The following is a 23,894-nucleotide window of genomic DNA, read 5'->3' as shown; positions in this document are numbered from 1 at the left end:
GGGCCTCGCAGCTATCTTAACAACGGTGGAGATTCTGTTAAACTGGGCGTGATTTTTGGTGGTGGGTCCATTGCAATTCCTTTGTGAACCTTCGTGAATTCCTTGGTGCCTTTGGTGGTAATGATTTTGCAATTTGACTTGTAAGTTATTTTTGCCGCTCCTGCAGTGTGCTCCGTTTTTGTCCCGCCCGGAGGAGGAATAATCGTGAAAACCGCACTCAAGATCATCGGTGTCGTGGTTGTCGTGCTGATCGTGGCCGCGCTTGCGCTGCCGTTCCTTATTAACGTAAATAGTTTCCGTCCGCAGATCGAATCTCGCTTGACGGACGCCCTTGGGCGGCCGGTCAAGGTCGGCAATCTCAGCCTGAGTATCCTTTCCGGCGGAGTCGGCGCGGATGAACTCTCCATCGCGGACGATCCCAAGTTCAGCAATGCCCCATTCATCAAAGCGAAGTCCCTGAAAGTCGGCCTCGAAATGATGCCACTCATCTTCAGCAAGCAACTCAACGTCACCGAGATCGTAATTAGCGAACCCGAAATCGCGCTCCTGCGCAACCAGGCGGGCGTGTGGAATTTCTCTTCGCTCGCGAGTTCCAGCGAAAAAAACAAACCCGCGGAAAAATCGTCCAGCCCGAGCAATCTGAGTGTAGGCAAGCTCGAGTTGACCAACGGGAAGATTTCTTTCGGATCGATTCCGTCCAAGCGCAAGCCGATTGTGTACGACAAGGTCGACATCCTGGTGCGCAATCTCAGTTTGACGAGCGCCTTCCCACTCACGGTGTCGCTCGCATTGCCCGGCGGCGGCAGCCTGAAACTCGATGGCACCCTCGGCCCAATCAATTCCAATGATGTCTCGCTTTCTCCGTTGCAAGCGAAATTGGATATTAAGAAACTGGACATGTCGCAATCGGCTCTGGTCGATCCCAACTCCGGCATTAGCGGACTCGCTGACTTTGAGGGCTCCGTCGCATCCGACGGCCATGCGGTCAAGGCGGACGGAACGTTGAAAACCACGAACTTGAAATTGACCCCGAAAGGCGCGCCTTCCGCCCGGCCCATCCAGGTGCAGTTCGTAGTCGAACATAATCTCCAGACCGAAGCTGGCCGCATTGTGCGAGGCGACGTCGCCATGGGAAAAGCCCTGGCGAAACTCACGGGCACGTATGACACGCACGGTGAAGCAACGTCGATCCGCACCAAACTTCTTGGCCAGAACATGCCAGTGGATGAGTTGGAAGCGGTACTTCCTGCAGTTGGAGTTGTTCTTCCTCCCGGTTCGCAATTGAACGGCGGGACGCTCTCGCTTGATCTGGATTCCGTCGGTCCAGTCGACAAGCTGGTCACCACCGGCTCTGTAAAGTTAAGCAATTCAGAACTCTCCGGCTTCAACCTGGGATCGAAGATGTCCGCCATCTCGGCGCTGTCAGGAAAGCAAACTGGCAACGACACCAGCATTCAGAACCTGAGTTCAGACGTTCGCGTAGCACCCGAAGGAACGAAACTGGACAAGATCAGCCTCGTGATTCCCGCACTGGGTACGGTTAACGGCGCCGGTACAGTAAGTCCGGGTGGCGCGCTCAACTTCAACATGGCTGCCAATCTCACTGGTGGCGCGGTGACCGGCCTCACGCAGATCGCTGGACTTGGCGGCAAAGGCACCGGCAGCATTCCATTCATGATTCAAGGCACTACCTCGAATCCGACGTTCGTGCCGGACGTGAAAGGCATCGTCGGCGGCCAACTCAAGGGCTTGCTGGGCGGCGTGAAAGCGGGCGCTCCCAATCAAAATAATCCGATCGATGCGCTCACCGGATTATTTGGCAAAAAGAAGAAGAACTAAGCGAACCCATCCGTAGAGACGGGGCAAGCCCCGTCTCTACACCAAACTTCATTTGCCTCACGCCTTCGTTCGCTTTGACTGCCGCGCTCCTGTCCCGATAAAGCCCAACGTTGGGTTCGTGAAGTTCGGCAGATTCGGAAAGATCGACGGCAAGTCCGACGGGGCGACTCCAAACCACTGTGCCAGCGTCGCTCCATACTGATCAAGCGATGTCGTCGGAATCCATCGTCCTTCATCGGTGGCATCGTCGGGTCCACTCAACACCTGCGTTGGGAACTTGCCGTAGAAGTCTCCGCCCGCCACGGCGCCTCCCGCGATCATGTGATGACTGCCCCACGCGTGATCGGTGCCAGCCGTGCTGTCCGGCGAGAACGTGCGGCTGAAATCGGACATCGTGAAACTCGTCACCTGCTGCGGCACACTCATTTCCACGGTCGCCTGGTAGAACGCATTCATCGACTGGCTGAGATTCTGGAAAAGGCTGTCCTGCTGTGCCAGCTGGCCCTCGTGAGTGTCGAAGCCGTCGATCGAGACGAAAAATATCTGGCGTGACAACCCCAGGGCCGACCGCACTTGAATAATCTGTGCGACCTGCTTCAACTGATTGCCGAGGTTGGTTTGTGGAAATGGAGTCGCGAGCGGCGTGCCCTGCGCCAGCGCGGCGGCAAGCGTCTGGCTGTCCTGCACCGCGTTGGACGTGATCGTACTCGAAGACTGGATCAACGACAGACCCGTATCGAATGTCAGCAGGTTTTGCAGCGCGGCGAGACGTGCGTTGTCTTCGCCCGATCCGTTGAAGCCGGAGAGCAGGCGCGTCGGGTCACCGCTGGATTCAATCGGCCGGACGACAAGCCCTTCCGCAAATACGTTGCTGCCCGCCAGCGAAATTACGACAGGAAAATTTCCGCCGAATTGCGATTGGATCTTGTCCGCCAAACGTCCGCCCCAACCGACCTCGGCAAACTTGTCGAGTGTGGCCGTCTGCATCTGCTGCTGCTGGTCGGAGTGCGAGTAAAGATTCTCGGGAACCGCGACCTGGCCGCGTAAATACTGGTCGCGCGTCGTCGGACGAATCAGCGTGCCGACGTTGGTGAGCAGCGCGACTTGCCCCGAATTAAACAGGTTTCGCAGTTCCGCGAGCTTCGGGTGGAAGCCGAACGGCGAACCAATGCTTGGGGGTGTGACCGGCAGGAGATTGCCCTGCGCGAGCGCGAGGCCCGCTCGGACCTTGGCGTAGTTGGCATAGTCGCTGCTGCTGAGGGGCACGATCAGATTGTTGGCATCATTGCCGCCAAACAGGAAGACGCAGACCAGCGCCTTGTAGTCCGAGCCGGTCTGGGCCATGGCATTAATGAGGCCGAGCCGACTGAAGCTGGCCGCGGCTACGCCTGCCGTGGCCACACAGCAAGTCTTATGCAGAAAATCTCGTCGTGACATTCGTCGGGGCATGGTTCCTCCGTGTGCCGATGGCGTCAGTTTTCAAATCAATGTTGCACTTGCGCCTGGGACGAACTGCCCACCAGGTAAAGAGCCGCCTTCGCTCGGCGTTTTGTGTCGGTAATCGGTGTAATGGTGCTGACCAGCGTGCTGCGCATGCTATCGGACATCTGGCCATGCAGCATGACGCTCGACACCAGGTCGAGTAGTTTGTTGACGTCGCCCGCAACCGCAACGTAACTGGAAATATCTGTCTTCGTGTTCTGCCCCACGCTGCCGTACACGATGTCATTCACGAAGTTGATGCGTGAAATCGTCGTGCTGGTATTCAGGATCTTGAATTCCGGTCCCAGCAGCTGCGTGCCCGGAATCACGTAGTTTGGCGGATAGAAATTGAATACGGTCGTCGAGTTGAACGGTTCCTGGCGCATGTCGCTGCCGTAGTACATGAGGTTGTCGCCATCGGTAGTCGCGTTCAGTGCCCGCATGACGCTAATCATTTGGAGCAACGGCTCCTTCAAATGGCCGTCGCTAGACTGCACCTGTGCGGGATCGTCACCGCGGCGCGCTTCGGGATCGAGCAGGATCGCGCTGATCACTGCCTTCATGTCTCCACGCACTCCGCTGCCGTTGTCGTTGAACACCTGCGCAACACGCGACACATAGTCCGGGCTCGGGTTGCTCATCACCAGCTTCTGGATCAGCTGCTTCGAGATGAACGGTCCCACGTTCGGATGATTGAAAATATTCGCGAGCGCGGCATCGAGGTCAGCTTGCGCGGTTCCGCCTGCCGACAGGCTGACGCCGTTCAATAGCAGCTTGGCTCCTTTGTCGTGATGGTTGTCGAAAGGAAGCATCGGGCCGCTGTAGTAGCGGTCGGAGTAGAACTGCGGACTCTTTCCCGGCTGGGGCGGATACGACCAGCCCGTGAAGGTGTGCGCAAATCCTTCGATGGTGTCCTGCGAGTAAGTTGGGATTGGATTGCCCGAGCCATCGGTCTGGGGCGTGCCGTCCGGATTGAGCTGCACGAGCCCGATGGTGAACAGCTGCATCACTTCGCGGGCGTAATTTTCATTGGGCGAACATCCGTTGCAGCCGTCGTTGTTGGCCATGTCGAGATAGTTGCCCATCGCCGGACTCAGCGTGACGTCCTTCAACAACGTCGAGAAATTCCCGAAGGAATCGGTCTGCATCATGTTCATCCACAACGAGAAGGCGCTTGGATCGCCGATCTTGCGCGCCGACACCACCATGATCTCGTTCAGGGCGAAGGCAACGCGCTGGCGCAGCTGATCCTGCCCCTGCGCGGCGTTCACGAAAAACTGTTTCTGCACGAAACGCAGATCGTCGTTCGGACCAGGCGTCTTGTAGGAAACAGCCGGCGCACTGAATTGCTGTGTCAGGAAGCCTTTGAAACCGGCGCCCTGGACTTGCGCGATCGTCTGCTGGGTTGGTCCCCAACTCGATTGTTCAAGGAACCGCGCGGCAGCAGCGGCCGTCACCTGATTGCCTTGCGCGGAAACTTGTACCGGGAGCGCGTTCGAATTCGCCGAACCCGGATTCGGATTCTGCACCGTCACCTGCACCGTGCCCACTTGCTGGTCCGTAGCGGTTCCGGAGGCGGTGAGTTGCGTGGAGTTATTGAACGTTGTCGTGAGAAATTGTCCACCGAAAACAACCACTGCCCCGTTGACGAATTTCGAACCGGTTGCCGTCAACGTGAAATTGCCGACATTGACGGTAGTGGGAGCAACGGCCGTCAGCACGGGAACGGGATTGAAAATGGTAGCCGCGCCGGATGCGGCGGCGCGGCTATCGGCGACACTGGTCGCAGTTACACTCACTGGATTTGAATTCGGAACACTCGCCGGTGCCGTGTACATGCCACCCGTATCCACCATGCCGAGCGTCGCGTTTCCGCCGGCAACGCCGCTCACTGACCACGTCACCGCTGTATTGCTGGTCCCGGTGACCGTCGCAGAAAATTGTTGCTTCACGCCGGTTCGAACCTGCGCCGTTGCCGGCGTTACTTTCACCTGGATGTTGAGCGGGGCATTCACCGTCAGCGAGTAAGCAGTCTTCGAAGTAACCGCCCCGGGATCCGGATTCTTCACCGTGATCGGCACTTTGCCGATATCAGACTGAGCGGCAGTCCCGGTCGCAGTGAGCTTGCTTGCGGAAACAAATGTCGTGGTCAGCGCGGTGCTCTTCCAGAAAACTTGCGCGCCTTTTACAAACTTCGAACCGTTGACGGTCAAAGTAACGGCGCCCACGTTGACGGGATCCGGCTGCACGCTTTGCACGGCCGGCACTGGATTCTCGAGCGTGACCGCCGCGTCACCGGATGTCATATCGGCAACGTTCGTCGCGGTGACTTGCACGGATGTTGGGTCGGGGAGCGCGGCTGGTGCCGTATACAAACCTGCATCGCTGATTGTTCCGACCGTCGCATTGCCGCCGGCAATTCCATTGACTGACCACTGCACCTGGGCATCTGCATTCGACTGCGCCTGGACTTTGCCCATGAAATTCTTGCGGTGGCCATCGGGCCCGGGACCACCGGTAGGGGCTGAGCCCGCTGTCGGCGCGTTTCCACCGCCGTTTACCTGTGCGCTGAATTGCAGAGTGTCACCGGCGCGAACTTCAGCACTCGACGGCGAGACGACGACACTGTTGCTGGAGTGATCGCCTCCGATAATTCCGCAACCTGTGAGCGCCGCGCTCAGACCAACAAGAAGAGCCAGTCCGAGTTGGATTCGCTTCTTCGCGATTATGCTGAGCATCGGTTCCACCCCAAGCAGTCAGAAACTCTGACCGGAATTGAGGCCAAGCATATGTGCGAACAGATTTTTGAGATACGTCCCAGAGGTGCACTCGAAAGTACAGCGTACGGTCAGGTAAAGAAGTTGCGATGTGGGCGCGCGGTCGAGGTCCGCACGGTCACCACGCAAATCGGATTACGGACACATGGCGGCAGACATCTGGCCACTCATGGAGTCGCAACGGCACGCAGCGATTTCTCGGTGCTCGCGTATTTTCTTCCGTGCACATTCGACTGTGTCACGAGTCAGGAAAGTTGCCCGTCGCGTGAAATCAAGGAGACGATGCATTAGGCTCTTGCGCGCCCCAGCGATTCTGGATTCTGATCGTCCATCAACGGTAAACCGCCCACGAGCCACTGATGGATTGCGGGTTTGCAACACAATTTCCTGGTGCCTTTGCACTCCAGGGAATGCCGCCGAGTGACCTTAGTCACTTGCGTAACCAGCACCCGCCGTCACATCTTAGAGAAGCAAGCGCGTCCTATTTTTACGCTCATAGTGCGTGAGGTAAGCCGTTCCGCATGAAGGATTCGACAAAAGAATCGCCCGCAAAAGGATCGGATTGGACTCGTCTGTTGACCGATCCTGATCTGGTTAGCCACCTCGGCAAACTCTTGCAGACCTACCGCGAGGTGTCTCCCGAGAAGCGTGAGCAGGCTCTGCTCACGGCGATGCGCGAAATCAAGGACTCAGCGGTCAAGGCTCGTGCCGCGGTCGCGAGCGCAAACGGTGCACCGCCCGCCGCTGCAGTTAAGTCGGCGCCCATGCCTCATCCGCAACCGATCGACGACACGCCTCCTTTTGAACCCGAATTGTTTGGCGCACAAACCGCGCAGGATCGTCGCCGGTTTGCGCGCGTGAAATGCTTTATCGCGGTCGAACTGCACATCGAAGGACTGGAAGGGCCCGTGTGGGGCAATCTTTCCAACGTGGGCCGAGGCGGTTGCTTCGTCGAAACCGCCACACCGATTCCTCCCGGTCGAACCGTGGGGATTGGGTTGTGGGTCGCCAACGGAAAAATCTGGGTCAAGGGCGTCATCCTCAATGGGATCGTCACACGTAGCGCGCCCTCGTTTGGCGTGCGCGTGAAATTCTCCGAAGCGGAATTGATGGAGAAAGAACATCTGCGTGAATTCCTCAAGTTCATCGAAAGCGCTGCCCGCAAAGGACAAAGCGGCAATGCGTACGTTGCGCAACTGAAGCGCTAAGAAGAAGCTACGAGCTACGAGCTTGAAACTGCTCAAACATTTCCTGCCAAGCTCGGGGCCCGCATCCCGAAACCTCAAGCCCGAAGCCTCAAGCCCGAAGCTCTTAGCTCGCAGCCCGCATCCAACCTGCAACTTCTTTCCGTAAACTGGGTTCAATCGAGAAGTATGGGAATGCTTCGCGACTGCCATCTCGCCGTCGCTACCGGACTCCTGCTGATTGCGGGTCTGGCATCCCAACTCGACGCCAAGCGAAAAGCCACAAACGCCGGGGCCATGGACGAACAGAAGCGCGCCGTCCACGCCTTGAATCGCCTGACATTCGGACCTCGTCCCGGAGACGTACAACGGGTCACTCAAATCGGCGTCGATAAATGGATTGATGCGCAACTCCATCCCGAAAGAATCGACGACACAGCCCTGCAAGCCCGCCTCGCTCCTTTCCGAACGTTGCGGATGAACACTCGCGAGCTGGTCGAAAACTTTCCTCCCAACCAGGTGATCCGGCAGGTGGCCAATGGCCGGGCCGATTTGCCGAATGATCCGGCCAAGCGCGCCGTCTATGAAGCACAGTTGCAGCGCTACGAAAACAGGAAGGATCGAAAGGAAGAAACAACCGGCGCCAGCAGGAATTCGGCCGCCGATCCTTCGATGGCTTCCGCGGATGGAGAGAAGCCGATATCCGACATGCAGGCCGAGCCTCCCAGTGACGATCGCCAGGAAAACCGGCGCGCGGCCCGGCGCAAGATTCAGGAATTGCTCGCCATGCCGGCTGATCAACGCCTCAAAGAAATTCTCCAGCTGCCGGCCGACGAACAACTCGCGCTTGCGTCTGACATGAATGGCCAGAAAGCCGACGCCCTGATGGAAGGCATGACGCCGCAGCAAAAAGAGACGCTGATGGCCTTGGAGAACCCCGAGCGCGTCGTCATCGGTGAACTGACGCAGGCGAAGTTGCTGCGTGCCGTCTATAGCGAACGCCAGCTCGACGAAGTCATGACCGACTTCTGGTTCAACCACTTCAATATCTTCATCAACAAAGGCTCCGACAGGATTCTGCTCACCAGCTACGAACGCGACGTGATTCGTCCGCATGCGCTGGGAAAATTTGAAGACCTGCTGGTCGCGACCGCACAGAGTCCGGCAATGTTGTTCTATCTCGATAACTGGCTGAGCGTCGGACCCGATTCGGAAGTGGGCTTGGGTATCGCTCCGCGCAATCGCAAAAGAAGTCACGATCACCGCCCCGGGGCTCGTCCTGCGAAAGGGAAAGCCAAGACAGCTAGCGGCCTGAACGAGAATTACGGCCGCGAGTTGATGGAACTGCACACGCTCAGCGTGAACGGCGGCTATTCCCAGCAGGACGTCACCGAAGTAGCAAAAGTGTTTACCGGTTGGACCATCGAGCAGCCCAAGAACGGTGCTGGTTTCCACTTCGATCCGCGCATGCACGAGCCCGGCACGAAAATGGTGCTCGGACACAAGATCAAGGAGAACGGCGAAAAAGAAGGACTGGAAGTCTTGCGCATGCTCGCGCGGAATCCAAAGACCGCGCATTTCATCTCGCAGAAACTTGCCATGCGCTTCGTCGCCGACGACCCTCCGCCCACGCTGGTCGATCGCATGGCGCAGACCTTCCTCAAGAAACACGGCGACATTCGTGAAGTACTGCGCACGATGTTTGCTTCCGAAGAATTCTGGACACCCGAAGCCTACCGCGCCAAAGTAAAGACGCCCCTCGAATTTGTAGTCTCAGCGGTACGAGCAAGCGGAGCGCAAGTGGATGATCCCCGCGCTGTACTCGGGACACTCAACACTATGGGCATGGCTCCGTACGCCATGCAGCCGCCGACGGGCTATTCGATGAAATCCGATGCGTGGGTGAATTCTTCGGCACTATTGGGCCGCATGAATTTTGCGTTAGGCATGGCCGCCGGAAAAGTGCGCGGCGTCGCCGTGGATACAACGCATCTGGCGCCCGCCGCTCAAGACGCGCAGCAGACGCTGGCGGCGCTCGAAAATTCGTTGCTCGCCGGAGACGTCTCCAAACAAACGCACGATACGATCAGCCAGCAGTTGGACGATCCGAAGATCAGCCAGCAAAAACTGGACGATGTAAAGCGTCCGCCGAACGTGGCAGCAATCACGGGATTGATTTTGGGATCGCCGGAGTTTCAGAGAAGATAGCTGCTAGCCTCTAGCTACTAGCTTCTGGCAACCTCCTTGTTTTCGACCAGGAACGTACGAGTTTGCGAGCAGCTAGGAGCCTATTTCAGGTCCGGCTTGCTAGCAGCCAGTAGCTAGAAGCCAGGAGCTTCTTCCATGCCCATCACTCGCAGAGTTTTCGTTCGCAATAGCGCACTGGCGGCGGTCGGGACAGCGGCGTTGCCGAGTTTTCTCACGCGCGCTGCGTTCGGCGCTGCCGAACCGGGATCGCGGCCCAAGCGCCTGGTGGTGCTTTTCCAGCGCGGTGCCGCCGACGGCCTCAACATCGTCGTGCCGCATGGCGAGTCTGCGTACTATGCCGCGCGCCCGACCATCAACATTCCCCGAAAGTCGGTGCTCGACCTCGACGGACTCTTCGGCTTGCATCCGTCGATGTCGTCATTCCAGCCGCTATGGAAGCAAGGACATCTGGCCATCGTGCACGCGGCCGGATCTCCCGATCCAACACGCTCGCACTTCGACGCGCAGGATTACATGGAGTCAGGCACGCCTGGCATGAAAGCTACGGAAGATGGCTGGCTCAACCGTGCGCTGCATAACAACGACATGCCCGCGGACAAAGCGGCCTTTCGCGCCATCGCGCTCGGCCCTTCCCTGCCGCGCATTCTGGCCGGGAAAGAAACTGCCGTCGCCATCAACAACCTGAATGATTTCTCGGTCGGCGGACACAATCCAAAAACGGCTCCGATCGCGAATACATTCGAAGCCATGTACGCGAACTCCGTCGACACCACACTGCACGGCACCGGACAGGAGACGTTCGACGCGGTCAAAATGCTGAAAGCCGCCGACCCGTCCAAGTACACGCCCAACGCGGCCGCCAATTATCCGCGCGGACGGTTTGGCGAAAGCCTGAAACAACTCGCGCAACTCATCAAAGCGAATCTCGGCGTGCAAGTTGCCTTCGCCGACATCGGCGGATGGGATCACCACGTCAACGAGGGCAGCACCCAGGGACAGATCGCGAACGTCCTCACCGAATTCTCGCAATCGATCTCTGCGCTCTGGACCGATCTCGGCGACCTCGCCGAAGATACCGTCATCGTCACCATGTCCGAATTCGGCCGCACCGCCAAAGAAAACGGCAACCGCGGCACCGACCACGGCCACGCCAACGCCATGTTCGTTTTAGGCGGCCCGGTGAAGGGCGGCAAAGTCTACGGCCGCTGGCCGGGGCTGAATCAATCGCAACTTTACGAAGGACGGGATCTGGCGGTGACGACTGACTTCCGCGCGGTGCTGGGGGAAGTCGTGTCGCGGTATCTGGGTAACAACGATCTGAAGACTGTTTTCCCGGGCTTTGAGTCTCAGCGAGGAGATTCTCTGAGATTGCTAGGGTAGACGAGATTGAATTGCGATACTGGTCTCGGTTGCAGCAGATGCGCCACATTCGTCACAAAACTTCGTTAGCGGCGAGAGTGCATGCCCGTTTAGACAGCGAGGCATTGAATTGTCGCTTTCAACATTGATCAGCGAGTACGTCACGCAAAACGAAGTCACGTAGAAGAATATTGGAAACAATATGAATGCATGGCGGGAATCACCCGAGCCCATTCCCGTGAGAGTTGGCAAAAACAAGACGGCGAACGCGCCCCCTATGACAACCCACAATCCGATTCTCATCCAAGGCGGGCAGCCACGCAGAGCTGCTTTGCAAAAATCCTTAGGTCTGAAATCCTTGGTAAGTCGATTCGCAGTTGTCACCGTTGAAAGCCAAACCACGAAAATACCGACAAACAGAGACTGCTTGTCCTTTGCGGGGAACTCGTAGATACGCGTCACTCCTAAGATATAAAGGCTAATGGAGACCAAAACGCCGATCCCAGAGAGCACCAGAACTGAGTATGCCTGGATTTTAGAGAATCCCTTCATCGGTGTCTATCAAACCTCAATCAGCACAACTCCATCCTCAATCTTCACCGGATACACCGCAATCTTCGCTCCCGGTGCCTGCGCCTCGCCGGTTTTCGGATCCCAGGCCCAGCCGTGCCACGGACAAATCACTTTTCCGTTTTCGACCACACCCTCTCCCAAGGGTCCTCCACGATGCAGGCAGGTGTTATCCATGGCGCCGATTTCGCCGTTTACATTGGAGACACAGATCATCTTGCCGCCGCAGGAAAATTCCTTTACTTCGTTCACGCCGGGGAGTTCGGATTGGGAAGCGAGTCTGGTGAAGGCCATGAGGATTTGGGGAACGCAAGGGAAAGCAGGTCCTTCCCCTTCGACAAGCTCAGGGTCAGGATGACAAACAGTATAAGGGAAGACGGTTGGACCACGACGGGCGTATATCGGATGGCCAAGAGCCAACAGCTAAGAGCCACAAGCTAGGAGCCAGCGCCTAGCAGCTGCCACTATTTCGGCTGCATCGTTTGCGCGATCATGACTTGCCGCTTGAAATCGTCCATCATGTCGGGCTGCAAGCGGACTTCGGTGGGCTTCTTGGCGAGCGTCATGGTATCGATCTTGTCCTGCAACTTCAGCAACCCGTAAAACAGATTCTCCGGACGCGGCGGACAACCCAGAACGTATACATCCACCGGCACGATCCGATCCACTCCCTGCAATACCGAATAGGTATTAAACGGGCCGCCGACCGACGCGCACGCGCCCATCGAAATCACCCACTTCGGTTCCGGCATCTGATCGTAGATTCGCTTTACAACCGGCGCCATCTTCAGCGACACGGTTCCCGACACGATCATCAAGTCTGACTGCCGAGGGCTGGGACGAAATACTTCGGAACCGAAGCGCGCGATATCAAATCGCGACGTGGATGAGGCAATCATCTCGATGGCACAGCACGCCAGGCCAAACGTCATCGGCCAGAGCGCCGACTTGCGCGCCCAGTTGAAGACGTAGTCCACCGACGTGATCATGAAATTCTTTTCGAATCGGTTCTGAAGCCAGCTCATGGTAAGAAAAGGCTACTTGGCTTGCGCACCTCGCGCTGTGATGCGGGTCACAGGGTTCGGTAGCTTCGAGTTGCGAGCTACGGGCTCCGAGCAACCTGGGAGCGAATCCCGCAGATTCGTAACCGATTGAAACAAAAGGCTTCAGCCTGGTCGCCGCTCGAAGGCTCAATGCTCGCGCCGTCCACTCACCAAATCCAACGCGCCTCGTCTAACATGACAACTGGAGGCCTTCATGCATCGGCAATCGAGACTTGCAACCTGGCTGGGCGCAACATCGGGTGCACTTTCTGTCCTGCTTCTTTTCGCGGCGGTCGGACAAGCATCCGACCAGGGCCCACTCACCGAGGAATTTCACCAGGTCTACCAGTTGTCCGCGGACGGACGCATTGAGCTCGATAACATCAATGGCAACGTGCACATTACGAGCTGGGACCGCAACGAAGTGAAGCTCGACGCCGTCAAGCACGCATGGACCAAGGAACACCTCGCCGAGGCGCGCATTGAAATCAATGCCAGTGCGAACGACCTTGTCATCCACACGAAGTATCCCAATCATGACAATAATTTCTGGAACGACCGACACGACAACCCGGCCAGCGTCGAGTACACGCTGGTAGTTCCGCGCCATGCACGGCTCGATGAAATCAAGCTAGTCAACGGCTCGCTCGACATCCAGGATGTTGCCGGTGATGTGCACGCCTCGTGCGTGAATGGACGCCTCGTGGCTCACAATCTGGAAGGCCGCGCCGATCTCAACACCGTCAACGGCGAACTCGACGCCAGCATGAGCCGCATGCCATCCTCGCAACTGGAACTCTCGGCGGTAAACGGTGGTATGCGCCTGACTCTACCCTCGGACGCGCACGCGGACGTCGAGGCCAACACAGTGTCCGGTGGGATCTCCAACGATTTTGGACTGCCGGTATCGCGCCACATGGTGGGAAACAGCCTTCGCGGCGAACTCGGCGGAGGTGGCACGCACGTGAAACTTTCCAACGTGAATGGCCACATCGCAATCCTGCATGCGAACGACAATCGTCCACTAAGCCCAGCCAAGAGCCTGGAGCGGAAGAATAACCACGACGATGACGATGACGAAATCTAGAACAGCTTGTGATGCTGTGTAGAGATTCTGTCATCCCGAGCGGAGCGAGGGATCTGCTGTCTCTAGCAGCGTCCCGCTAGTAAATCGTGTACGCCGGCCCCGGATTGCGCACATCAGGCTTCGATGCCATCAGCAGTAACGCCCCGACACGCTTAAACGCCTTCAGGTCATCGAGCGAGTGGAACGATGTCGTTTTGTAATTGTCCGGCGTCGGCGTGTCATCGGGAATCTGGCGATACTCGACATTTTCGAACGCATGCGCCTTCAGCAATTCCACATACTCCTCCGCCGAGCGCACATGCACTGGCACCTTAAGCTTCGGCACCCACTGCAGTGAGTACGGATTATCCGTATAGAGATTAATCAGGATAAACAGCCGTCCCCGCGGAGCCATCACGCGAAATAGCTCGGCCAGCGCACGTTCCTGGTCGGGATAGTAATAAAACGACTCGACCGACAACACTTTATCGAAGAAATTTTCTTCCCACGGAATCTGCGCCGCCGAGCCTACCGCGAACATAATGTTTTCAAAGTCTCTGGACTCGGCCCGCGCCTGCCGCACCATCTCGTCGGCAATATCGATGCCGATGACTTGTCCAAATCCCTGTGGACCTTCGCCGACCATGCGGGCCAGCAATCGCGTCGCCCATCCGGAGCCACAACCGAGATCAAGCACGCGCTCGCCCGGTCGAAGATCCATCAGGCGCAAGGTTTTCTGTGTGATGTCGAGATGATGGCGCTCCATCTTCGCGCCTTCTCCTTCGTCAGCCCAGCGGTTGAATTCCTGTTGCAGGCGATCATCGGGGGTTTGTTTGTCGGATGTCATATTTGATTGATACTGCTTCGAGCTGCGGGCTTCGGGCTTCGCGCCCCCCACAACCTTAGTCTTCCCAGCTTTTGCTTGACCTTTTTCGTAGCTCGTCGCTCGTAGCTCGCAGCTCGCAGCCTACTGCGTCAGCGCCTTCAGGTCTTCAAAAAACGCCGGATACGATACTCCCGCAGCCTCCGCTCCGTGAATCACCGTTTCACCTTCGGCGCGGAGCGCTGCGATTGCAAACGCCATCGCGATGCGATGATCGTGGAACGAGTCGAGTTCCGCACCGTGCAACTTCTGCCGTCCGGGGATACGCAACCCGTCGGGCCGCTCTTCCACTTCGGCACCCATCTTGCGCAGATTCGTCGCCACGGCTGATATGCGGTCGGATTCCTTTACTCGCAATTCTTTGCCGTCGCGTACTTCGAGTCCATTCTCGGAATACGGCGCAGTGGCTGCCAGTACTGGGATTTCATCGATCAGTGCGGCTGTGTCGGCACCGGTGATCGTGCCGCCCTTCCATGTTCCGCCTTGCGCTTCGATCGCTCCGATAAGTTCGCCGTGATGTTCTTCGAGATGCGCGACGGAAATTCTCAATCCCATGTTGATCAGGATATCGAGCAGTCGGGCGCGCGTCGGGTTCATCAGGATTCCCGGCAGTGTGATGTGCGAATCAGGATAGAGCGCGGCCGCACAAAGAAAAAATGCGACGCTCGAAAGATCTCCCGGGACGTGTGCTTCGATGGCGGTGAGTTTCTGTCCGCCGCGAATCCGCGAGACGGTTCCGCTGCGGGCAACTTCCACGCCGAATGCGCGCAACGCCAGCTCGCCATGATCGCGCGTTCGAATCGGCTCTTCGACAATCGTTTCTCCATCGGCGAACAGTCCAGCAAACAGGACACACGTTTTCACCTGCGCGCTTGCGACTTCGGGCTTGTAATGGATTGCCTTCAGTGCCCCGCCATGAATTTTCAGCGGAGGCCGTCCACCCTCGAGCGATTCGATGCGGGCGCCCATCTGCGTGAGCGGCGTCATGATGCGCTTCATGGGTCGACCCGATAAGGACGCGTCTCCAAACATTTCGCTTGTGAACGGCTGTCCAGCGAGAATCCCGCTCAACATTCGGATCGTCGAACCGGAGTTGCCGCAGTCGAGCCGTTCACTGGGCGCCGCGAGTCGCGTCCCGAGGCCTTGGACTTCGATCGCGCCGTCGTCCGCTCGCTTCCAATCACGGCCCAGAGCGCGCATGCAGCCGAGCGTGTTGAAACAATCCTGTGCGGCAGAAAAATTATGAAAACGGCTGGTGCCGTCTGCGATCGCGGACAGCATCGCATAGCGATGGGAAACGGATTTGTCCCCGGGAATACGAACCACGCCCTGCACACCGCTTGCCGGACGCACACTTGCGCTGGAACGATCAGTCATTCACTTCAAATATATCGGAGAAATTTGATCCGAGGTGGGCTGCCCTAGGCAGGCCGACGGCCGACTGCTTCCGCCAGCATCTCGGCCGGAACCTCGCGCAAGCTGACCTGGAATTCGAACATCGCCGGCTCACCGTGGCGTCCCCAGCGCGCGACTTCCCAGTGTGCGCGAATCAACTTCACGTCAGGTTGCGCCGTCAGATCGAGTAAGCGCGGCACTTCCGCGAGATAAAACTGTTGCGAAAATGTCAGCAGGGGTTTGGGATCCCATGCCACTCCGTCCGCTGATCCGTAAATGCTGACGTCGATCGACTCTTGTTCCACAACATTGGTAATTGCAAGAGCCAGCAGAAAAACACGGCCAGTGGCGACCTTGAGTTCAACGGCCGAACCGTCTCCCTTGGCGGAAACGATCGTCTTCTCGGGGACGAGGAAGGTGTGCAGCATGTTGAGGGATAGTAGCAGAGGCGCATCACGTAATTCTGTGACGTGAGACACATGTACTAGACACTGCCTCTGGCTCCATCCAGAAACTGTCTCAGCACCACTCCGACCGCTTCCGGTTGCTCCCAAGGCGCATAGTGTCCCGCCTTCGGAATAATTTTCAACTGGCTTCCAGAAATATGCTGGCGCATCAACTCACCGTCTGCAGGAGTGGAGAGGGTGTCTTCTTCTCCAATCAGGATCAGCGTTGGCACAGAGATCGATTTCAGGTCCGCCACCGAATCGACACGCTCGGCCATTCCGCGCTGTACCAGGTTGATATCGTCCGGCGACATCTTCGTCATCATGCGGCGAGCGCCGTCGACCAGATCAGGACGGTTGCCAAGGGTCGTGCGGCCCATCAATTTCGGGATCATGCCTTCGATGAACGGGCCAGTTCCCTTCTCAAGCACGTCGGACGCCGCTTTCAGGCGATTCGCGCGAGCCTCGGCCGTGTCGGCCTGCGGACGACTATCGCAGATCGCCAGCGCGTTCACCCGGTTTCGAAATCGCCGCCAGAATTCGAACAGAATGTATCCGCCGATGGAGACGCCGATGAAGGTCGCTTTGCTTTCGCCTGCCTCGCCCAACAATCGATCCAGATCGCGGGCATGTTTTTCCATCAAGGCTGGCCGTTGTCCGATATCGGAATCGCCGTGTCCGCGGAGGTTCGGCATTATCAGCCGGTATCGCGACCTGAGCGTCGGCACAATTGGATTCCAGAATTCGTGATGGACTGGAAACGGATGGAGCAAAACAACGGGCGGGCCGTTCCCGACGATTTCGTAGGAGAGTTCGGCATCATCGGATCGGAAGCGGGGCATGCAGCGAGTTTACGCCGACGCAACATTAGGGAAACGAATCAGATTTCAGAGACTGTCCGAGTTTCAGAAATGTCATCCCGAGCGCAGCGAGGGATCTGCATCTTGCGGGGAGGACTGCAGATCCCTCGCTTCGCTCGGGATGACAGAACCTTAAGAACGGGCGATTGAAAGCGCCTACCCGTGGGTGATGGGCTGCCCAACGTTCGCTGCCGGAAGGAACAGCGGCTCTTCCGGAATCACAACCCACGCGATCGCGTAGGCGATCACTCCCGGAAAAATTCCGGACATGACAACGATCAGGGCCCACACAACCCGGACGACCGTGACATCGAGGTCGAGATAGTGCCCGACGGCGGCGCAGACACCTGCAACCGATCGATTGGCACGCGGTCGCATCATCTTCTTTGGTGCCGGCATTTGTCCCAGGACGGTGCCGCAGTAGGCACAGAAACGGGCGTCATCGGCGATCGGCTTGCCACAGGCGTTGCAGTACATAGACACCTCCCCATTCAGTGATACGGAGATTGTGGGTGGAAAGTTTCGTAGCGGCGGCAACCTGTCTGGCGGCGCTACTCCCGATATGCGTCTTTCATCCGGCGGCGCGCTTTTTCGGCTTCACCGGTTGCAGAGTTCGTGGCCACTACAGCCTGGTATTTTTTCATCGCCAAGTCGCGTTTCTGGAGTTGGTCGTACATCTCTCCGGCATTCAAGTTCGCTCTTTGGAGCAACTCCGGATCCGGCGCCTGGACGTCGCTTACCATTTCGTAGGCGGTCGCCGCCGCCGCATCGTTTCTTTCGCTCCGCAACAAGTCACCGAGTCCGATCGCGGCGATTTCGTAATGCAGGTTGCCGTACTTGCCATCGCGTCCGTTCTGCCAGACGCGGCGATATTGGTCGTCGGCCTCGCGGTTCTTGCCCATTGCGCGCAGCAGATTGCCTTCCTCCAACGACAGCAGAAAGTTCCTCGGATACCGGGGAGTGATCGAACGCGCTATTTCGAGCGCTTCCGCATAGCGATGCTCCCGGCGCAAGAAGAGCATCAACAGGACTCCGGCATCCACACTGGTTTCGCCATTGGCGTGCGTGGCTTCGGACAACTGCCGGATGCCCTTTTCTTTGTCTCCGCTCAGACCGACCATCGCCACCGCTACTTTCACCGCCAGCGGCAGACTTCCCATGATGTAGTTGTGCGTGCCCACGACCAGCTTGGCATCCTGATTCTGTGGCGAGAGTTCGAGCACGCGCTCATGGTCATGGCGGGCACCCACCGCATTGCGCAGAGAAGAAAACCAGGCGCGCTCGATCAATCCGGTATAGGCTGCAAACTGCGCGCGGGTCACACCGCGAGCGTAGATCATGTCGACGTTATTCGGATTGTGGGAGAGTTCCGCCTCTTCGAGCTTCTCCGCTTGCTGCGCCAGCTGCTTGATGCGTTCTTTCTGCGCCGGGTCTGGCGGACGGTGAACCTGGCCGACGAAACTGTCATTCGAGTACTCGCCAGTATTCATCGCGCCGATCCGATACAACTCCCGCACCAGCACCGCCGAGAGCAAGTGATTCACCGCGAACGGGTCGTTGGGATGCCGGGCCAGTACCTTCTCGAAGTTCTGGATGGCTGCGTCATAGTCGAGGTTATACAGGCGATCGAACGCAACCTGATTTTGCGGGTCCGAAGGACGATAGACGGTGACCGGGGCAGAATCGGCGGGGGTGCAAACTTCAGCCAGAACGAACAGCAGCACTGCCAGAAGGGCCGGGCGGCCCGGGGGATGGAATCGATCCACGACTTTCTAGTCTACCCGAGAAAGGCAGTATCGAGTACCCAGTACCGGCAGCCAGTTGGGTAGGGTTGAGATCGCGTTGGCTGGCTACCAGCGACCGGGTGCTGGTTACGGGTTCGATGAGAATCAAGGCGGGTACTGCGCAAGCCTTATATATCCCCCCACAATGGGAAATTCGCGTTAGATCGCGTAATTCTTGCCGGGGTGGACTGTAGTTTTGCCGAAGATCAGCCGATAAACAGCTTGTTTACAGTGGTTTCCTTTGGCGATTGGGTTGCGAAAGTCAGTTTGGGGAAAGAGGGTGTTATGGCAGAAGCAGCACAATCCACCCAGCACGAGTTTTGGCGTCCGCCCATGCCGGCGGCGACCACAACCACTGGGCATACGGATCTGGTGGACGCCTGTGAACGCTGCGGAGCCGAGTTTATTGTCGACTCCCGTTTCTGTCATGCCTGTGGCTCGGGACGAGCCGACCTCCATCCCAGTGCCATCTCTCGTTTGAAGAACAGCGCCCTGTCCGCCGAGTTGTTCGAACTGGGTGAGAACCTGGGCCTCTCCATTGCTCCTTTCGTGGCCTTTGCGATTGGAGTTCTTTGCCTCTTGGGAGCTTTGGGAGTCGGGATCGTGTTCAGCACCCGGACCATGATCGACTGGCAGGCCGTGCAATTGTGGCGGATCGAGTGGCTGTTGGGTGCTGTCGCAGCCTTTGTCGCAGGCTGCCTGTTGAAGAAGGCTTCGTAAAGCCCCTCCCCAGACCTCGCCTCTTCAGTTCCTGGAATGCGCCGATTCCGCCTCGTGGACGGGCGCACTCACTCTCCGCTGGCGGTTCATCCGGAACAGATGATTGAGTGGACCTACGCCTTTGCCAATCGGATATGCTTGCGCAATCGCCGCCGCGACGTACGCTTTCGACAACAGCACGGCTTCCGGCAATCCCCGCTCCTGTGCCAGATGGCATGCAAGGGAAGTTGAGAAGGCGCAACCCGTGCCGTGAGTGGAATTCGACCGCAATCTCTCCGACTTGAAGACTTCCTGCTCAACTCTCCCGTTGGTTGTAAAGCTCAACAAGTCGGTAGCCTTTTCCAGGTCGCCACCGGTCAGCGCGACATTGACCGCTCCCATCTCGTGGAGTTTCGCGGCCGCGATTCGCATGTCGTCCAGATTTGCGACTGGGAGCCCGGTCAGGACGCTGGTTTCGGCCAGGTTCGGTGTAATCACCTCGACCAGCGGGATCAGCTTTTCGATGAGCAGCCGCAATCCCGGGGCATCCAGCAATTCGGCGCCAGAACTGGACTTGAGAATCGGGTCGAGCACCACATGCGGCAGCCGCTGGCGGCTTAGAAACTCCACCACCGTCCGGACCACATCCACGGTCCCCAGCATTCCGATGTGAACCGCCGCAATTTCCAGATCTGAAACGAGTTCGTCGAGGGTCGCGGCGATATCGTTGGGCGCGACCGGCTCGATCCTCCTGACCCCCTGCGTCGATTGCACGGTCAGGGCTGTAATGCAGGCGACGCCGAAGCACTCATGCGCCGCAATCGTCTTAATGTCGGCCGTGATCCCGGCTCCGGACGAGGGATCAAAACCAGCGATGGTGAGAACAATCGGCGGAGTTCCGGCCATGAAGGTCCACTCTAAACCGAAATGTCGCGCATGGGAACGCCACTTCGGGCTACCAGTCTCGCCAAACTTCATAGCTGAGGCGGCACTTACCTCGCTTCCCTACCTCCGCCGACGCAGCCTTTGTCGGAGACGCGGCAGGCCACGTCTCTGCTCCAACTGCCTGCCGCAATCGGGAGTGATACAGGAATTAACTGATAAGCCATTTATTTGATTACTATTTAGTAATATTTCAAATTTGTAAGTATATGTTTTTAATTATGTTACATCAAATATCTGCTTAAGTCTGTCATTCCAAAACCACTTGAAAGATTTCTTGGGAGACTGGACATGGCTTATTTACTGTTTAGTTAATGAACCGTAGTGTTAAGTTTCAATCACATAGGGGGAAATGGTCAATTTTTCATGCGGTTAAGTCATTGATTAATTACCACTTAGTTAATTCACTACAGGGATTTTCCGGTTGACATGGCGTTCCCATGGTCGGTAGCATTACGAGATCAACTCGAGGGGTACGAAGCTATAGCGAACGACTTTAGAGATGCGAGGTAAACGAATGCGACGACGTTTAGCCGAAAGTCTGGCAGTGCTTTTATCGGTTGCCAGCCTGGGAGCCGGAGCCGCATCCGGGCCAAACAGCTCGGAAGCCGCCAAGGTAGCAAACAAGCCGACGGTGATCCAACCCGTCAGCCGGCGATCCAAACCAATCAAGAACAGTCCATACGAAGTGGGAACCGCCTCCTGGTACGGAGATTATTTCCAGGGGAAAGCAACAGCCAGCGGAGAACCCTTCGACATGCAGGCTATGACAGCTGCTCATCCGACATTGCCACTGGGTTCGTTCGTGCGGGTCACCAACCTGCGCAACGGACGAGCGGTCGTGGTACGCATTAACGACCGTGGTCCGGTTGTAGAGGGCCGCATCATTGACGTGTCGTATAACACCGCCCGGGTCCTCGGCTTCGAGGGACGGGGCATTCAGAAGGTCCGCCTGGACCTGGTGAAGCCCGTTGCCGTGGCGCGGCTGCAAACTGTAGCCAGCCTGCAGTAAAACCCTATAAACTCAGGAGCGATGACAGACCCGCGTGAGCGTCTGATTGTTGCCCTGGATGTCTCATCGGCTGCGGCCGCCCGGAAGATCGTGGCGGCCGTGGGCGATTCTGCCTCGACTTACAAAGTCGGAATGCAGCTCTACACCGCGGAAGGCCCGGCGATCGTCCGCGAGCTGGTGAGTTCAGGACGACGCGTCTTCCTGGACCTGAAATATCACGACATTCCGAACACCGTCGGCGGCGCTGTCCGGGAAGCAGCGCAGCTGGGGGTCAGCATGATGACAGTCCATGCCTCAGGCGGAGGCCCGATGCTGCGAGCAGCATCCCAGGCTGCTGCCGCCCAGGCGAGCAATCCGCTCATTCTTGCGGTCACGGTGCTCACCAGCCTCGATGAAAACGAATTGAACACGATCGGAATTCGCGGAACGGTCGTCGGCCAGGTCCTGCGGCTTGCAGCGTTGGCTCTGTCGAGCGGATGTGGAGGAGTTGTCGCCTCGGCTCACGAGGCTGCTGCTCTGCGTGAGGAACTGGGCCAGGATTTCGTGATCGTCACGCCCGGCGTGCGCCCTGCCGGCAGCGGGAAGGATGATCAGGCGAGAGTCGTGACCCCCGCGGAGGCAATCGCCGCCGGCGCAACCCAGATCGTCGTCGGACGCCCCATCACGGAGGCCGCCGATCCGGCAGCTGAGGCGAGAGCGGTTCTCAGTCAGATCGCCAGCTAGGCTCTTCCACCGGTCCGGCGAACGGTCCGATACTACGGTGTATCTCCGATACCTTGACCCTGTCGGTAGGCCGGGCTACATTCAGGCGGAATCGATTCGTGCGGCTGTCCCCGTTCGGGTTTGTGCCGCCCCGAGGAGTCAGTGCTGGGGAGAGAATCTCCACCGCCGGGCAAGACGATTTGGATTGCTTGAGCAAATTCAAGTTTGTTCTGTCCCTGATTACCCGCGAAAACGACTACCAACGCGAGCAAGCCCGAGCAGCCGAAGCAGCTGCCTTGCATCTCGACGTCGACCTGGAAATTCTGTATGCCGACAACGACTCGGTCACGCAGAGTTCGCAACTGCTCGACATCATTCACAAATACAAGTCGACCTTATCAGGAATCTTGGTTGAACCAGCCGGTGGAACGGAGTTTCCGCAAGTCGGAAACGCAGCCGTAAATGCGGGGATTGCGTGGGTCGTTCTCAATCGCGACGCTGCTTCGCTGGCGAGCTTGCGCCGAAAATCAGCAGTCCCTAGTTTTGCCGTGAGTTCCGATCACACCGAGGTTGGACAGATTCAGGCTCGCCAGCTGGCAGCGATCCTTCCTCAAGGTGGATCTGCGCTGTACATACAGGGTCCGTCAAGCAGTCTGGCGGCACAGCAGCGCATGGCCGGCATGCAGCAGGCGCGATCGAACAACATCGATTTGAAGATTCTCAAGAGCTCGAATTGGACGGAAGAGGGTGGCCACAACGCTGTTGCGTCGTGGCTGAAGCTGTCGACGTCGCGCCAGCAGGCAATCCATGCTGTGGTGGGCCAGAACGACTCCATTGCCATCGGCGCCAGACGGGCGTTTGAGGACGTGAAGTCAGCTCACGAGGTGTATCCGTGGTCTGACTTGCTATTTCTTGGAGTCGACGGTCTTCCGAAGACGGGGCAATCCTGGGTCGGATCGGGTCTATTGACCGCCACCGTGATCGTGCCTGCCGTGGCGGGCGCAGCGCTGGATATCGCCGTCAATGCTCTTCAGTCGAAAATTCAGCCACCCGATCAGCACCGGGTGCCCGCACAATCGTTCCCCAGTCTGGACTCGCTCCGGCCGATTTCGACGGGACTGACACCAGAAAAAAGGGAAAGTCCGCCACGCGCCAAACAGGCCGCTTCTCTTACTGAGAATTGAGCATCGGGGAACCGGGAGTTGTCTTCCTACAACTTCTCAAAAAACTCGCAGCCCGAGCACGAAATGTAGACTCCGCCCGGCACGCCGCGTTCACGGTCTTTCACGCGCTTTACGATGCGGGTATCCTTGCCACACTTGGGGCAGGCGGTCGATTTCGAAGTGTCCATGACCTTCTTGCGGTCAGCTGTTTTTGCGATCTTCATTTCAAGTCTCCTGACAGGAATGTACCCATCGGCCGAGGCCGGGGTTCTACCTGGAATTTGCGGGAGTAACCAGACTTTGCCTGATTAATCGGCCGGATTGAACGGCTGGATTGGCACACGCGGATAGCCGTGCGTTGTACTCGCCTCGATGATTTTACACGATTGCGGGCGTCAGGTCAGTTTCAGAAGCAGCCCCGGTCGACAATAGCCCGGCGTTTCAACGCCGGGTTAGATTTTTGACTTAGAACGGACAGTG

Annotated in this window: 21 protein-coding genes; 9 read left to right on the top strand and 12 right to left on the bottom strand. The window is 57.8% G+C overall.

Translation table 11 applies throughout. From position 1 onward, the window contains the following. Positions 1-204 precede the first annotated feature (204 nt). Positions 205-1,839 (top strand): AsmA family protein, encoded by a 1,635-nt coding sequence (locus HY010_04700; GenBank protein MBI3475008.1) that lies wholly within the window; start codon positions 205-207, stop codon positions 1,837-1,839. A 57-nt stretch (positions 1,840-1,896) separates the two neighbouring features. Here HY010_04700 and HY010_04695 read toward each other — a convergent pair whose 3' ends face one another. Next, positions 1,897-3,288, bottom strand: a complete 1,392-nt coding sequence (locus HY010_04695) for a DUF1501 domain-containing protein (protein MBI3475007.1) — start codon at positions 3,286-3,288, stop codon at positions 1,897-1,899. 35 nt (positions 3,289-3,323) lie between these two features. Then, a complete protein-coding gene (locus HY010_04690) occupies positions 3,324-6,059 on the bottom strand; it encodes a DUF1800 domain-containing protein (GenBank protein ID MBI3475006.1) in 2,736 nt (911 codons plus the stop codon). Between the two features lie 560 nt (positions 6,060-6,619). On the opposite strand from HY010_04690, the gene HY010_04685 reads away from it, so the two are divergent. The 3 genes from HY010_04685 to HY010_04675 all read left to right on the top strand — a co-directional run bounded on the left by HY010_04685 (position 6,620) and on the right by HY010_04675 (position 10,870). After that, the gene (locus HY010_04685) at positions 6,620-7,306 is read left to right on the top strand and encodes a PilZ domain-containing protein (protein ID MBI3475005.1); all 687 of its coding nucleotides are present in this window, start codon (positions 6,620-6,622) and stop codon (positions 7,304-7,306) included. A gap of 171 nt (positions 7,307-7,477) precedes the next feature. After that, positions 7,478-9,490, top strand: a complete 2,013-nt coding sequence (locus HY010_04680) for a DUF1800 domain-containing protein (GenBank protein ID MBI3475004.1) — start codon at positions 7,478-7,480, stop codon at positions 9,488-9,490. A 135-nt stretch (positions 9,491-9,625) separates the two neighbouring features. Continuing rightward, positions 9,626-10,870, top strand: coding sequence for a DUF1501 domain-containing protein (locus HY010_04675; GenBank protein MBI3475003.1), 1,245 nt, complete (start codon positions 9,626-9,628; stop codon positions 10,868-10,870). A 540-nt stretch (positions 10,871-11,410) separates the two neighbouring features. Here the strand turns inward: HY010_04675 and HY010_04670 are convergent. Beyond that, positions 11,411-11,713 (bottom strand): Rieske 2Fe-2S domain-containing protein, encoded by a 303-nt coding sequence (locus HY010_04670; GenBank protein ID MBI3475002.1) that lies wholly within the window; start codon positions 11,711-11,713, stop codon positions 11,411-11,413. A gap of 170 nt (positions 11,714-11,883) precedes the next feature. Next, positions 11,884-12,444: an NADH-quinone oxidoreductase subunit B gene (locus HY010_04665; GenBank protein MBI3475001.1), complete on the bottom strand. Its 561-nt coding sequence runs from the start codon at positions 12,442-12,444 to the stop codon at positions 11,884-11,886. A 232-nt stretch (positions 12,445-12,676) separates the two neighbouring features. On the opposite strand from HY010_04665, the gene HY010_04660 reads away from it, so the two are divergent. Then, positions 12,677-13,549 (top strand): DUF4097 family beta strand repeat protein, encoded by an 873-nt coding sequence (locus HY010_04660; protein MBI3475000.1) that lies wholly within the window; start codon positions 12,677-12,679, stop codon positions 13,547-13,549. 76 nt (positions 13,550-13,625) lie between these two features. Here the strand turns inward: HY010_04660 and HY010_04655 are convergent, their stop codons facing one another. The 6 genes from HY010_04655 to HY010_04630 form a co-directional block, all read right to left on the bottom strand. Beyond that, positions 13,626-14,375 (bottom strand): methyltransferase domain-containing protein, encoded by a 750-nt coding sequence (locus HY010_04655; GenBank protein ID MBI3474999.1) that lies wholly within the window; start codon positions 14,373-14,375, stop codon positions 13,626-13,628. Between the two features lie 120 nt (positions 14,376-14,495). Beyond that, a complete protein-coding gene (gene aroA, locus HY010_04650; protein MBI3474998.1) occupies positions 14,496-15,788 on the bottom strand; it encodes a 3-phosphoshikimate 1-carboxyvinyltransferase in 1,293 nt (430 codons plus the stop codon). Between the two features lie 44 nt (positions 15,789-15,832). After that, complete coding sequence (locus HY010_04645) at positions 15,833-16,234, bottom strand: hypothetical protein (protein MBI3474997.1); 402 nt, start codon at positions 16,232-16,234, stop codon at positions 15,833-15,835. A 56-nt stretch (positions 16,235-16,290) separates the two neighbouring features. Further along, the gene (locus HY010_04640; protein MBI3474996.1) at positions 16,291-17,094 is read right to left on the bottom strand and encodes an alpha/beta fold hydrolase; all 804 of its coding nucleotides are present in this window, start codon (positions 17,092-17,094) and stop codon (positions 16,291-16,293) included. A 174-nt stretch (positions 17,095-17,268) separates the two neighbouring features. Continuing rightward, positions 17,269-17,589, bottom strand: a complete 321-nt coding sequence (locus HY010_04635) for a PspC domain-containing protein (GenBank protein MBI3474995.1) — start codon at positions 17,587-17,589, stop codon at positions 17,269-17,271. 74 nt (positions 17,590-17,663) lie between these two features. Then, positions 17,664-18,878 (bottom strand): hypothetical protein, encoded by a 1,215-nt coding sequence (locus HY010_04630; protein ID MBI3474994.1) that lies wholly within the window; start codon positions 18,876-18,878, stop codon positions 17,664-17,666. A 303-nt stretch (positions 18,879-19,181) separates the two neighbouring features. Here HY010_04630 and HY010_04625 point away from each other — a divergent pair, with 303 nt between their 5' ends. Further along, positions 19,182-19,616: a hypothetical protein gene (locus tag HY010_04625; protein MBI3474993.1), complete on the top strand. Its 435-nt coding sequence runs from the start codon at positions 19,182-19,184 to the stop codon at positions 19,614-19,616. 24 nt (positions 19,617-19,640) lie between these two features. Here HY010_04625 and thiD read toward each other — a convergent pair whose 3' ends face one another. Next, positions 19,641-20,501 (bottom strand): bifunctional hydroxymethylpyrimidine kinase/phosphomethylpyrimidine kinase, encoded by an 861-nt coding sequence (gene thiD, locus HY010_04620; GenBank protein MBI3474992.1) that lies wholly within the window; start codon positions 20,499-20,501, stop codon positions 19,641-19,643. Positions 20,502-21,039: 538 nt separating this feature from the next. On the opposite strand from thiD, the gene HY010_04615 reads away from it, so the two are divergent. The 3 genes from HY010_04615 (at position 21,040) to HY010_04605 (ending at position 23,435) form a co-directional block, all read left to right on the top strand. After that, positions 21,040-21,549, top strand: a complete 510-nt coding sequence (locus HY010_04615; protein ID MBI3474991.1) for a septal ring lytic transglycosylase RlpA family protein — start codon at positions 21,040-21,042, stop codon at positions 21,547-21,549. 21 nt (positions 21,550-21,570) lie between these two features. Further along, positions 21,571-22,272 (top strand): orotidine-5'-phosphate decarboxylase, encoded by a 702-nt coding sequence (gene pyrF / locus HY010_04610; protein ID MBI3474990.1) that lies wholly within the window; start codon positions 21,571-21,573, stop codon positions 22,270-22,272. Positions 22,273-22,460: 188 nt separating this feature from the next. Continuing rightward, positions 22,461-23,435, top strand: coding sequence for a substrate-binding domain-containing protein (locus HY010_04605; GenBank protein ID MBI3474989.1), 975 nt, complete (start codon positions 22,461-22,463; stop codon positions 23,433-23,435). A 26-nt stretch (positions 23,436-23,461) separates the two neighbouring features. On the opposite strand, the gene HY010_04600 is transcribed toward HY010_04605, so the two are convergent. Then, entirely contained in the window at positions 23,462-23,638 is a 177-nt protein-coding gene (locus HY010_04600) for a hypothetical protein (GenBank protein ID MBI3474988.1), read from the bottom strand. Positions 23,639-23,894 lie beyond the last annotated feature (256 nt).

The sequence above is a fragment of the Acidobacteriota bacterium genome (assembly GCA_016196065.1).
Classification (GTDB): domain Bacteria; phylum Acidobacteriota; class Terriglobia; order Terriglobales; family Acidobacteriaceae; genus Acidiflorens.
The sequence above is the reverse complement of the archived record's forward strand: the minus strand, read 5'-3'. Positions and strand labels throughout refer to the sequence as shown.